The organism is Stenotrophomonas genospecies 5 (genome assembly GCF_054473825.1).
This window is the reverse complement of sequence record NZ_JBTMUW010000001.1, coordinates 2,375,488-2,387,961: the sequence shown is the minus strand read 5'-3', so window position 1 is coordinate 2,387,961 and position 12,474 is coordinate 2,375,488. Positions and strand designations below refer to the sequence as shown.

Annotated in this window: 11 protein-coding genes; 7 read left to right on the top strand and 4 right to left on the bottom strand. The window is 67.9% G+C overall.

The window, feature by feature from the left end; translation table 11 throughout:
- Window positions 1-61: 61 nt before the first annotated feature.
- Window positions 62-1,435, bottom strand: coding sequence for a sigma-54-dependent transcriptional regulator (locus ACX9OW_RS11030; protein WP_053517026.1), 1,374 nt, complete (start codon window positions 1,433-1,435; stop codon window positions 62-64).
- Window positions 1,436-1,489: 54 nt separating this feature from the next.
- Window positions 1,490-3,109: a sensor histidine kinase gene (locus tag ACX9OW_RS11025; protein WP_053517024.1), complete on the bottom strand. Its 1,620-nt coding sequence runs from the start codon at window positions 3,107-3,109 to the stop codon at window positions 1,490-1,492.
- 330 nt (window positions 3,110-3,439) lie between these two features.
- On the opposite strand from ACX9OW_RS11025, the gene sucC reads away from it, so the two are divergent.
- From sucC to ACX9OW_RS11010, 3 genes are all read left to right on the top strand, one after another.
- Window positions 3,440-4,609, top strand: a complete 1,170-nt coding sequence (gene sucC, locus ACX9OW_RS11020) for an ADP-forming succinate--CoA ligase subunit beta (protein WP_005418614.1) — start codon at window positions 3,440-3,442, stop codon at window positions 4,607-4,609.
- Window positions 4,610-4,633: 24 nt separating this feature from the next.
- On the top strand, window positions 4,634-5,509 hold the full coding sequence (sucD, locus tag ACX9OW_RS11015; protein ID WP_005418610.1) for a succinate--CoA ligase subunit alpha: 876 nt from the start codon (window positions 4,634-4,636) through the stop codon (window positions 5,507-5,509).
- Between the two features lie 208 nt (window positions 5,510-5,717).
- Window positions 5,718-7,352 carry an NAD+ synthase gene (locus tag ACX9OW_RS11010; protein WP_065181642.1) on the top strand — a complete coding sequence of 545 codons (1,635 nt, stop codon included), beginning with the start codon at window positions 5,718-5,720 and terminating at the stop codon, window positions 7,350-7,352.
- Window positions 7,353-7,424: 72 nt separating this feature from the next.
- Here ACX9OW_RS11010 and ACX9OW_RS11005 read toward each other — a convergent pair whose 3' ends face one another.
- On the bottom strand, window positions 7,425-8,312 hold the full coding sequence (locus ACX9OW_RS11005; protein ID WP_053517021.1) for an outer membrane protein assembly factor BamD: 888 nt from the start codon (window positions 8,310-8,312) through the stop codon (window positions 7,425-7,427).
- Between the two features lie 113 nt (window positions 8,313-8,425).
- Between ACX9OW_RS11005 and rluD the strand changes: the two genes are divergently transcribed.
- The 4 genes from rluD to ACX9OW_RS10985 are packed head-to-tail and all read left to right on the top strand — an operon-like array spanning window position 8,426 to window position 11,103.
- Window positions 8,426-9,415 (top strand): 23S rRNA pseudouridine(1911/1915/1917) synthase RluD, encoded by a 990-nt coding sequence (rluD, locus tag ACX9OW_RS11000; protein WP_053517019.1) that lies wholly within the window; start codon window positions 8,426-8,428, stop codon window positions 9,413-9,415.
- Entirely contained in the window at window positions 9,415-10,185 is a 771-nt protein-coding gene (gene pgeF / locus ACX9OW_RS10995) for a peptidoglycan editing factor PgeF (RefSeq protein WP_065175783.1), read from the top strand. Before rluD ends, pgeF begins: the two co-directional genes overlap by 1 nt.
- A gap of 20 nt (window positions 10,186-10,205) precedes the next feature.
- Window positions 10,206-10,712 carry a DUF4166 domain-containing protein gene (locus ACX9OW_RS10990; protein WP_459062480.1) on the top strand — a complete coding sequence of 169 codons (507 nt, stop codon included), beginning with the start codon at window positions 10,206-10,208 and terminating at the stop codon, window positions 10,710-10,712.
- Window positions 10,687-11,103, top strand: coding sequence for a thiol-disulfide oxidoreductase DCC family protein (locus ACX9OW_RS10985; RefSeq protein WP_277381033.1), 417 nt, complete (start codon window positions 10,687-10,689; stop codon window positions 11,101-11,103). Before ACX9OW_RS10990 ends, ACX9OW_RS10985 begins: the two co-directional genes overlap by 26 nt.
- 25 nt (window positions 11,104-11,128) lie before the next feature.
- Here the strand turns inward: ACX9OW_RS10985 and ACX9OW_RS10980 are convergent, their stop codons facing one another.
- Window positions 11,129-12,439 (bottom strand): OmpA family protein, encoded by a 1,311-nt coding sequence (locus ACX9OW_RS10980; protein WP_253120075.1) that lies wholly within the window; start codon window positions 12,437-12,439, stop codon window positions 11,129-11,131.
- Window positions 12,440-12,474: the final 35 nt, after the last annotated feature.

Below are 12,474 nucleotides of genomic sequence, written 5' to 3'. Positions count from 1 at the left end.
TGCTGGCGGGGTCGGAGCCCTTTCCTGCGGAAAGGGATCCGACCGCTGGGTCTTGCGGCCCTTACTCCATGCCCAGCTTCTTCAGCTTGTAGCGCAGCGCGCGGAAGGTGATGCCCAGCTGCGCGGCGGTACGGGTCTTGTTCCAGCGGTTTTCTTCCAGCGCGCGCTGGATGGCGCTGCGTTCGAGCTGTTCGATGTACGAGGGCAGGGCGGCACTGCCCGGCTGCAGATCGACCACGGCTTCGGCGGCCGTGCCGTTGCCGGGCATGCGGGGGGCGTGCTGCGGCAGGCGCAGATCGTCGACACCGATGCGGTCTTCCTCGGCCAGGGCCAGCGCGCGCTCAAGGATGTTCTCCAGTTCGCGCACGTTGCCGGGGAAGGCGTACTGCGCCAGTGCCTCCAGCGCCGAGGGCGCGAGCAGCGGCGTGGTGCGGCCGTGGCTGCGGGCCAGCCGTGCCAGCACGGCAGCGGCCAGCTCCGGCAGATCCTGGCGGCGTTCGCGCAGCGGCGGCACCTTCAGTTCGATCACATTGATGCGGTAGTACAGGTCGTGGCGGAAGCGGCCGTCCTCGACCAGCTCGGCCAGATCCTTGTGGGTGGCCGACAGGATGCGCACATCGACCGGTTCCTCGCTGGCCGCACCCACCGCGCGCACCGACTTCTCCTGGATCGCGCGCAACAGCTTCACCTGCATCTGCAGCGGCAGCTCGGCGACCTCATCCAGGAACAGGGTGCCACCATGGGCGGCCTGGAACAGGCCGGGCTTGTCGGCGTGGGCGCCGCTGAAGCTGCCTTTGCGGTGGCCGAAGAACTCGCTCTCCATCAGTTCGCCGGGAATCGCGCCGCAGTTGACCGGCACGAACGGCCCGGCAGCACGTGCCCCCTGGGTGTGGATGGTCCGCGCGACCAGTTCCTTGCCGACGCCGGATTCGCCGAGGATGTAGACCGGGGCCTGGCTGCGCGCCACTTTGCCGATGGTGGCACGCAACACGTCCATCGCCGGCGAATTGCCCAGCAGCCGGGCGCCCTGTTCGGCGACGGGGCCCGGTACGGGCCGCTCGCTGTTGTTCAGTTCCAGCGCGTGCTTGACCAGTCCGCGCAGTACGGCGATGTCCACCGGCTTGCTGACGAAGTCGAAGGCGCCCGCCTTCAGGGCTTCCACTGCCAGATCCATGCTGCCGAAGGCGGTGATCATCGCCACCGGTGTGCGCGGGTAGTGCTGGGCGATCTCGCTGACCAGCTCGATGCCGTTGCCATCCGGCAGGCGCATGTCGGTGATGCACAGGTCATAAGGATTGCTGGCCAGCAGCTCGCGCGCTTCGGCGAGGTTGGCTGCAGTACTGATGCGCAGCCCCATGCGGCCGAGCGTCAGCACCAGCAGTTCGCGGATGTCGCGTTCGTCGTCGACGACGAGGGCGCTGCGGGTTTCGTTCATGGGCGGAAAAGATAAACGAGGGGGCTGAAAGCGACAAATGTTTGACGCACAGAATCAGGATCCATCGGGCAGCAGCGTGTGCGGACCTGGCAGGACCAAGCGGAAACACGAGCCGCCGGCCGGCACCGGGATGTAATCCAGCCGTGCCTGGTTGGCCCTGCACAATTCGCGGGCAATGTACAAGCCCAGGCCGGTGCCGTGCTCGGAGGTAGTGAAGAACGGCCGGAACAGCTGCGCCGCCACGCTTTCGGGAATGCCGGGGCCACGGTCCATCACGTCGATCACCGCGCTGCGTTCGTGCCGGGCCACACGCAGCCGCACGCGGGCCGGCTGCTGGCCGATGCGGCCGTACTTCAGGGCGTTGTGCACCAGCACGGTCAGCACCTGGTAGAGGTGGCGGGTGTCGACCTGCGCCGGCACGGAGGTGTCGCTGACGATCGGTTCGATGCTGTCGGTTTCCAGCGTCTGGCCTTGCTTGTACTCCAGCACGAAGCGGCGCACGAAGGCGACCAGATCCACGTTCTCCGGCGTGGCACGTTCGCGCCGGGCCAGGCCCAGCACGCTCTCGACGATGCCGTTGGTGCGCTGGCACTGCTGGCGGATGATCTGCAGCAGGCGGCGGTCGCTTTCGTTGAAGCCGGTACCTTCTTCCAGCAGCTGTACGGCATAGTTGATCGCCGCCAGCGGATTGCGGATCTCATGGGCCAGGCTGGCCGAGAAGCGGCCCATCGCCGACAGGGTGAGCGACTCGGCGCGCCGCGACACCACGCTGGAATCATCCAGGAAGACCAGGGCCAGTTCGCTGCCGGCCAGCAGGCGCGCGAAGCGCGGTTGCACTTCGGGTTGGTCCGGATTGAGCTGCAGCGGCAGTTCGTCCTGGGTCCAGCCGTTGCGCCAGCGCTGCAGGCGACGGGCCAGCTCGGGTGCGACGCTGGCCAGATCGAGGCGGCCGGTTCCGCCCGCACCGTCGCTGTCGCCGAGCAGCATCGAGGCAGCCTCGTTGGCCAGCGTGATGCGGCTGTCGGCATCCACCACCAGCACGCCGGTGCGCATGCGGCGGATGATCAGTTCGTTGATCTGGAACAGATTGGCCACCTCGTCACCGCGCTGGTTGGCCAGCTGCTGGTTGCGGCGGGCGCGGCTGCCGACCTGGTAGCTGATGAAGGCCAGGGCCAGGTAACTGGTCGTGAACATCGCCAGCTCGGCCAGGGTGCGGGTCGGGTCGCCGCCCTCCAGCAGCTTCCACAGGTATTCGCCCACCGTTGCCAGGCTCGCCGCCAGGGCCAGCCCAAGGCCCCAGCTCAGCGGCAGCAGGGTGGCGGCCGCGGCGATGTTGAACAGCAGCGACATCGAGATGCCGGCACTGGCGCCGGGCAGGGCGTGGGCCAGCAGGATGGCGGCGATGATGTCCACCAGCACGCCGGTGACCACGATCGGCCGCAGCCAGCGTTCGTTGCGGCCGATCGCCAGGGCCAGCAGCGACAACGCCAGGTAGGCCGCGCCGACGGTGTAGGCCAGCCGCGGGTGGTGGGCCTCGCCGACCATCATCGACAACGGGCTGTACAGCAGGGCGGCGATGACGGCTGCGATCAGCACCCGGTACAGGGCGAAGAAGTACAGCTCGCGCCGCGGAATCGATTCGATGCGGTCGATCAATGAAGCACTGGGTGACACGCCGGAACTCCCCTTCTGGCTGCCTGGATCTGGGTTGTGCGACGGGCATGCCCGAGCGGACGCAGATGCCCAGTATACGGTCGTGGCGATGCCCGGCCGCGGGTCCGCGTCGCGCAATCGGCCTGTGGCGAGGGCGGCCGGGCGGCTGCCGGCGATCCGCAACTGCCTGAATGACAGCGGAAATCCGCCCGGATCCGGTACTGCGTACAGACTTCTTTGCGCCCCGGCGCCGGCTCGGCCACAATAGTGGGCCCGCCGCGGTCCGTGCCGGTGCCTCCCCCGGAGGCCCTGAGGAATTGCGTGCGGTCGTTCCTATTCCCACGGTGACGCATGAATTTCCACGAATACCAGGCAAAACAACTGCTTGCCGAATACGGCATCCCGGTCCCGGCCGGCAAGGTCGCGGCTACTCCGGACGAGGCGGTTGAAGTCGCCCAGTCGCTGGGCCAGGGCCCCTGGATGGTCAAGGCGCAGATCCACGCTGGCGGCCGCGGCAAGGCTGGCGGCGTCAAGTTCTGCAAGACCGTCGATGACGTGAAGGCCGCAGCGGCCAAGATGCTCGGCACCAAGATGGCCACCTACCAGACCGCCGGCGTCGAGCTGCCGATCAACCTGGTGCTGGTGACCACCGCCGGTGAGATCGTCAAGGAACTGTACCTGTCGGTCCTGGTGGATCGCGGCACCCGCACCATCAGCTACATCGCCTCCTCGGAAGGCGGCATGGAAATCGAGCAGGTGGCTGCCGAGACCCCGGACAAGATCCACACCCTGAATGTGGACTTCGTCGAGGGCGTGCAGGGTTACCACGGCCGTGACATCGGCTTCAAGATGGGCCTGACCGCCAAGCAGGCCGGCCAGTTCGCCAACATCATGGTGAACCTGTACCGCATCTTCAACGAAAAGGACCTGGCGCTGGTTGAGATCAACCCGCTGGCGATCCTGGACGACGGCAACCTGTACGCGCTGGACGGCAAGTTCAACAGCGACGACAACGCCAACTTCCGCCACAAGGAACTGGTCGCGATGCGCGACAAGTCCCAGGAAGATGAAACCGAAGTGACCGCTTCGGAGCTGGACATCAACTACGTCACCATGGACGGCAACATCGGCTGCATGGTGAACGGCGCCGGCCTGGCCATGGCGACCATGGACGTCATCAAGCTCAACGGCGGCGAGCCGGCGAACTTCCTGGACGTGGGCGGCGGTGCCAACAAGCAGCGCGTCATCGAAGCGTTCAAGCTGATCCTGTCCTCGGACAAGGTGGAAGGCATCTTCGTCAACATCTTCGGCGGCATCGTCCGCTGCGACATGATCGCCGAGGGCATCATCGCCGCCGTGAAGGAAGTGGGCGTCAAGGTGCCGGTCGTGGTGCGCCTGGAAGGCACCAACGTGGAAGAAGGCAAGCAGCTGCTGCGTGACAGCGGCATGGCCATCATCCCGGCTGACAACATCAACGACGGCGCCAAGAAAGTCGTTGAAGCGGTCAAGAACGCCGCCTGATCCACGACACCGAAGGAAATTCCCATGTCTGTTTTGATTAACAAGAACACCAAGGTGATCGTGCAGGGCTTCACCGGCCAGCAGGGCACCTTCCACGCGACTCAGATGATCGAGTACGGCACCCAGGTTGTTGGCGGCGTGACCCCGGGCAAGGGTGGCACCACCCACATCGACCTGCCGGTCTTCAACACCGTTGCCGACGCCGTGCAGAGCACTGGCGCCAATGCTTCGGTCATCTACGTGCCGCCGCCGTTCGCGGCCGACGCGATCCTGGAAGCCGCAGCTGCCGGCATCAAGGTCATCGTCTGCATCACCGAAGGCATCCCGGTGCTGGACATGCTGCGCGTCAAGAACGTGCTGACCCGTTCCTACCCGGACACCGTGCTGATCGGCCCGAACTGCCCGGGTGTCATCACCCCGGGTGAGTGCAAGATCGGCATCATGCCGGGCCACATCCACAAGCCCGGCAAGATCGGCATCGTGTCGCGTTCGGGCACGCTGACCTATGAAGCGGTCAAGCAGACCACCGAAGTCGGCCTGGGGCAGTCCACCTGCATCGGCATCGGCGGCGACCCGATCAACGGCCTGAACTTCGTTGACTGCCTGAAGCTGTTCAACGAAGACCCGCAGACCGAAGGCATCATCATGGTCGGCGAGATCGGTGGCGACGCCGAGGAAGCCGGTGCGGAATACATCAAGAACCACGTGAAGAAGCCGGTCGTCGGTTTCATCGCCGGTGCCTCGGCTCCGGCCGGCAAGCGCATGGGCCATGCCGGTGCGATCGCCTCCGGCGGCAAGGGCACGGCGGAAGGCAAGTTCGCCGCCATGGAAGCGGCTGGCGTCGTCACCGTGCGTTCGCCGGGCGACCTGGGCGCTGCCATCGCCAAGCTGGTGAAGTAAGGTTGTTGCCGGCTTCCGGCCGGCACGATCTGTAGAGCCGAGCCCATGCTCGGCTTGCTTTGGAAAAGCCGCCTCCGGGCGGCTTTTCTGCGTCTGGGCGTCGCGCAGTCATCCGCCGGGCATGGCCCGGCGCTACCCGCAGGGTCCGCCCGGCAGGCACACGGTGCGGCGTTACAATGGGCCATTGCAACCACAGGCTGGACCTTCCATGGCTTCGATCCGCATCGCGATGGCGCAGTTCGATTTTCCGGTCGGCGATGTCGCCGGCAATACCGAGCGCATCATCGAGATGATCGGCCAGGCGCGCGATGAGTATGGCGCCGGGCTGGTGATGTTCCCCGAGCTGGCGGTCAGCGGCTATCCGCCGGAAGACCTGCTGCTGCGTCCGGGGTTCCTGTACGAATGCGAGCAGGCGATCGCGCGCATTGCGGCTGCCTGCCGCGGTATCACCGCCGTGGTCGGCTGGCCGCAGGCGGCGGGCGCGGTGGTGTACAACGCCGCCAGCGTGCTGCGCGATGGCCGGGTCGAACAGACCTATCGCAAGCGCGAGCTGCCCAACTACGCGGTGTTCGACGAGCGCCGCTACTTCGACGTCGATCCTGATGGCGGCAGCTGCGTGTTCGACGTCGACGGCATTCCGGTGGGCCTGCTGATCTGCGAGGACCTGTGGTTCGCTGAGCCGCTGGCCGATACCGTGCGTGCTGGCGCGCAGCTGGTGGTGGTGCCCAATGCCTCGCCCTACGAGCGCGGCAAGCACGCCCAGCGCGATGCCGTGCTGGCCGCGCGCACCCGCGAGAGCGGTGCGGCGATCGCGTATCTCAATGTTGTCGGTGGCCAGGACGCACTGGTATTCGACGGCGCTTCGGTGGTGGCCGATGGCGACGGTACGGTGCACCCGGCTGCCGCTGCGTTCGTCGACCAGTGGCTGGTGGTGGAGTACGACGGTGCCAGCCGTCGCTTCATGCCTCACGTCTGGATGGACGATGGCGACGAGAGCATGGACGCCCTGGCCTGGCGCGCGGTGACCCGTGGCATCCAGGATTACTGCCGCAAGAATGGTTTCACGAAGGTGTGGCTGGGCCTGTCCGGCGGCATCGATTCGGCCCTGGTGCTGGCCCTGGCGGTGGATGCGATGGGGGCCGAGAACGTGACTGCCGTGCGCCTGCCGTCACGCTATACCGCAGGCCTGTCCAACGATCTGGCTGCAGAGCAGTGCCAGGCGTTGGGAGTGAAGCTGGAAGCGGTGTCGATCGAGCCGGCGTTCAAGGGCCTGATGGAATCGCTGGCGCCGCTGTTCGAGGGCACAACCCCGGATGTGACCGAGGAGAACCTGCAGTCGCGCAGCCGCGGCGTGATCCTGATGGCGCTGGCCAACAAGTTCGGTGGCCTGCTGCTGACCACCGGCAACAAGAGCGAGTATGCGGTCGGCTACGCCACCATCTACGGTGACATGTGTGGCGGCTACGCGCCGTTGAAGGATCTGTACAAGACCGAAGTATTCGGTCTGTCGAAGTGGCGCAATACCGTGGGGGGCGCGCCGGTGATTCCGCCGGCCGTGATCAGCCGCCCGCCGTCGGCCGAACTGCGCGAGAACCAGCTGGACCAGGATTCGCTGCCGGCCTACGACGTGCTGGACGGCATCCTGTACCGCTACGTCGACCAGGAGCAGTCGCGCGCCGAGATCGTTGCAGCCGGTTACGATGCGGCCGTGGTCGACCGCGTGCTGCGGCTGGTGCGCATCAGCGAGTGGAAGCGGCACCAGGCCGCACCGGGGCCGAAGGTCTCCCGTCGCGCCTTCGGCCGCGAACGCCGCTACCCGATCAGCAACGGCTACAAGGGCTGAGGCCCGTGCCTCCGCAGGGCCCGGCCATGGCGGGCCCCACAAAAAGGAAGGGCCCCTTGCGGGGCCCTTTTCTTACTTCTTTTCCAGCCGCGCGTTGCGCTGGCCGGTACTGGCGGACTTCTCGCCTGCGAACGGGTTGAGCTTGCGGATCATCCAGGGGTACTTCGGCCAGTTGCCTGCCAGCCACGGGTGATCGGGCTGGTTCAGCTCCAGCACGCGCCGGGCATCGTCGGCCAGGGTCTTGTTGCCCAGGTGGGTGTAGGAGTCGGCCAGGACTGCCACGGCGTCGTACTGGAAGGCGCTCTGCGGATAGGTTTCCAGCAGGTAGTTGGCCCGGCCAGCGGCCGACACCCAGGCGCCACGGCGCATGTAGTACAGCGCGTTGTCCAGCTCGTGCTGGGCGAATACGTCACGCAGCTCGATCATCCGCTGGCGGGCGTCGGCGGCGTAGCGGCTGTTCGGGTAGCGGTCAACGACGATGTTGAAGTCCGAATACGCCTGGTGCGGCGTGGACAGATCGCGGCGGCTGGGGTCCAGGGACCATACGCGACGCAGGAAAACCGTATTGCGGTTGGAGTTGGCCAGGCCGCGCAGGTAATACAGGTAGGCGATGTTGCGATGGGTCGGATAGGTCCGGATGAAGCGGTCGATGCTCGACACCGCATCGTCGTGCTTGCCGGCCTTGTACTGCGCGTAGGCGGTTTCGATCATCGCCTGTTCGGTGTACGGGCCGTAGGGATACTGGGCCACCAGGCGACGGAAGCTGGCTTCGGCGCCGCTCCAGTTGCCCCCCTTCATCAGCGTGTGGCTCTTCTCGTACAGCTGTTCGACCGGCGTCCCCTCGTCGGGGCGATCACCCTTCTTGGCGCCGCGATGGCAGCCGGTGGCGGCGATGACCAGCACCAGCAGCAGGGCGGTGAGGCGGACGGGCGCGGAGAGCATGGCGGAGCGTCGGATCATGGGGTCAAGGCGGGACGCGTCTGGAATACGAAGGGTCGATGATAGCCTAGTGTCCTGTCCTGCGACTGAAACCGACCGCCGGGACCCCAAAATTTCAAAGATACCCCCCTGCCATGTCTGAACAACCCTCCGAATCGGCCCGCCAGGCCATCGTCCCCGACACCGCCGCCGGCCGGCGTTTCGACGCCGTCGTGGCCGAACTGTTCCCCGAGTACTCCCGTTCACGCCTGACCGAATGGATCAAGGCCGGCGACGTCCTGCTCGATGGCGCCCAGGCGCGGCCGCGCGATCCGCTGCGCGGTGGCGAGGTGGTGACCCTGAACGTGGTGCTGGAGACCCAGACCGATGCCCAGCCGGAGGACATCCCGCTGGACGTGCTGTTCGAGGACGAGCACCTGCTGGTGATCAACAAGCCGGTCGGCCTGGTGGTCCACCCGGGTGCCGGCAACCACAGCGGCACCCTGGTCAATGCGCTGCTGTACCGCGACCCGTCGGTGGCGGTTCTGCCGCGCGCCGGCATCGTGCATCGCCTCGACAAGGACACCAGCGGCGTGATGGTGGTCGCCCGCACCCTGGAGGCGCAGACGGCCCTGGTCGAACAGCTGGCCGCGCGTGATGTGCACCGCCAGTATCTGGCCATCGTGATGGGCGCTCTGGTGGCCGGCGGCACCGCCGATGCGCCGATCGACCGTCATCCGCGCGACCGCCTGAAGATGGCGGTGCGCGAAGACGGCAAGGACGCGATCACCCATTACCGCCTGCGCGAGCGCTTCCGGGCGCACACCGCGCTGGAATGCCGGCTGGAAACCGGCCGCACCCACCAGATCCGCGTGCATATGGCGCACCTGCGCCACCCCATCATCGGCGACCCGCTGTATGGCGGCGCGCTGAAGCTGCCCAAGGGCGCCAGCGACGAACTGGTGGCGGCGCTGCGTGGCTTCAAGCGCCAGGCCCTGCACGCCGAGACGCTGGAGTTCGTGCATCCCATCACCGGCGAGCCGGTGCGCAATTCGGCGCCGGTACCGGACGACATGCTGCACCTGATGAAGGTGCTGCGCGAAGACAGCGAGGCCTTCACCGAGCGCGAGCGGGATCGCTGGTGATGGCGACCGCGCTGCCGCTGCTGCAGGCTGACTGGCCGGCGCCGCCGGGCGTGCGGGCGCTGACCACACGCCGGCACGGCGCGGGCATTTCGCCGGCACCCTTTGCCCAGTTCAACCTGGGCAACCGGCACGCAGCCGATGGAGATGCGCCGGCCAACGTCGAACACAACCGGCAACTGCTGCAGCAGGGACTGGCGCTGCCCTCCGCGCCGCACTGGCTGCGCCAGGTGCATGGCACCACCGTGCTGCGCTTTGATGGCCCGCCAGTGGCCGGGGCCAGCGAGCCGGTGGCCGATGCTGCGGTGACGTCGGTGCCGGGGGTGGTGCTGGCCATCCTGACCGCGGACTGCCTTCCGGTGGTGTTTGCCGCCGCCGACGGCAGCGAAGTGGGCGCGGCCCATGCGGGCTGGCGCGGCCTGGCCGATGGCATGCTGGAACACACGGTAGCCGCGATGCGCACCGCGCCGTCGCAGCTGCGGGTCTGGCTGGGCCCGGCGGCAGGGCCTGCCGACTATGAGATTGGCGAAGAGGTGTATCAGGCCTTCGTCGGCCACGAACCGGCGGCGGCCGCCGCCTTCGTGGCCACCCGCGCGGGGCACTGGAAGGTCGATCTGTTCGCACTGGCCCGCCAGCGCCTGCAGTCCGTGGGCGTGGACCCGGCCCAGGTGTCTGGCGGCACGATCTCCACCATTGCCGATCCGGACCTGTATTCGCACCGTCGCGACCGCCGCACCGGCCGCATGGCAACGCTGGCCTGGATCGCTCCCTGACCGTGCCGCTGTTCGCGCAGGTGCTGGGGCCGGCCTTCACCACCCTGGCAGCACCGGTGCAGGCGTTGCATGCGGCGCCGCTGCCGTGCCGCCGTACCGGGCAGGCGCGGATCGCACGGGGCCGCCATTGGCTGGTGCCCATGCTGGCCGCGTTGGCGCGGCTGCCGAAGGAGGCGCACGCCTTGCCGGTCGAGGTGGTGTTCAGCGTCTGCGGGCAAGGCGAGCAGTGGGCGCGACGTTTCGGGCGCTGGCCGATGGTGTCGCGGCTGTGGGCACAGGAAGGCGGTCTGCATGAGCAGCTCGGTGCGGTGCCCTTCGGATTCGAGCTGCGGGCGCGTGAAGGCGGCATCGACTGGTCGGTGCGCAGCGTCCGCGTGTTCGGCCTGCTGCCGCTGCCGACGCGCTGGTTCGACGGCGTGCGCTGCCGCGAGGCCTGGGCCGCAGAGCGCTACACTTTCCTGGTTGATGTGACATTGCCCTGGATTGGACCCCTGATCCGTTATGAAGGCTGGCTCGACCCGCAGTGACGCAGTGATCGTGTTCGATGGCGTCTGTGCGCTGTGCAGCCGCTGGGTGCGTTTCCTGCTGCGTGTGGACCGCCACGGGCGCTATCGCTTCGCAGCGATGCAGGGTACGCATGGCAGCCTGCTGCTGCGCAGCCATGGGCTGGATCCGCAGGACCCGCGCTCCTTTCTGCTGCTGGACGAGCAGGGCGCCTGGACTGACACGGACGCGATCCTGCGCGTGCTGACCGGGCTGGGAGGCGCATGGCGGCTGGCGGGCGTGCTGCGCCTGTTGCCGCGCAGCTGGCGGGATGCCGCCTATCGCAGGCTGGCCCGCAACCGATACCGCTGGTTCGGTCGTCACGACCGCTGCACGCTGGCGACGACGCAGCAGGCCGGCCGTTTCCTGGACTGATGTGCCGGTCGGTCCGCGCGCGGTGTCAGTGCGGAGCCGCAAGCAGCCGATAGGCGATGCGCTGGTTGCGCGCGCGGCCGTCCTCGCTGCGGTTGTCGGCTACCGGATGCTCCTCGCCGTACCCCACCGCGACCAGCGTCGGTGCCGGCACGCCATGCGCCTGCAACGCCGTCACCACCACGTCCGCACGCTGCTGGCTGAGCTGCCGGTTGGCCTCGGACGCGCCCTGGCTGTCGGTGTGCGCGGCCACTTCCACCCGTGTGCCCGGCGCAGTGCTGCGCAATGCGTCGGCCACCACCTGCAGCGTTTCGCTGGAGCTGCCGCGCAGTTCGCTGGAGCCGGGATGGAACTCCAGCCGGGTCAGGTTCAGCGCAGCGATCCGCTGCGCGGCGCCGGCATCGGCCGGCAGCCGCGACAATGCCGCCCGGCCCGGACCCCACAGCCCACTCATCCGCAGGGCGGGGAAATCCTGGCGGAGCTGCCGCGAGATCGCCAGGCGCCGCTCTTCGCTCAGGGCGGTGGAGTCGATATCCAGCTGGTTGCCGGCGAACTCCAGGCGCAGTCCGTCGCCCTGCAGGCAGGGCAGGGTGCGGATCAGGCGCTCGAACCAGCGCGGCGACCGGGCCTGCGGATCGATCTCGATACGGCCACTGACGTGCCCTGCGCCATGCACCGCAATCAACGCGCTCCACAGGCGGCGGCGCAGGGCGTCGCTGGGCAGGCTGCCATGGACCGAGACCTGCGTGCCGCGCTGGTGCAGGAACAGCCGCGCGTCGTGTTCGCGGACGATCGCCTGTGGCGTCCACAGCGGCGTGCGTGCCTTCAGCTGCAGCCATGCGGTAGCGCCGAGCACGACCACGGCGGCCATCATCCACAGCAGGCTGCGCAGGGCCATGCCCTGCACCCGCGGGGTGAGCAGGGTGCCGGCCATCTGCGGTCGCTGCCGCTGCGGGCGATTGCGCAGCTGGCGCGGCTCCGAAGGGGCCGGCTCGATGGGCTGGGACGTCAATGCGATCAGCCCCGGCAGCAGATCGCAGGCCACGACCCGGAACGCCCCCGATGACAGTCTGCTGCGCCGGGCCAGCCGGTCCATGACCGGATCACCCAGCGCACGCTGCAGGTCGCTGGCCAGCACCGGCAGCGGCGGCTGCCCGGGACGCCGCCAGGATCGGAAGTGAACCCCCAGGCCCGCCTGCTCGAAGGTCTGCTCCAGTCCGTCCAGTCCCCGTGGGTGGGAGGCTATCCAGCCGGCAATCACATCAACCACCCAACGGGTGCGATGGCCCAGTCCCAGGCGGTGGCTGGCTTCTTCGATGAAACGGTCGTACGCGTGCATGCAGTGGATCCCCGGAGTGATGTGCACGCAGTCGT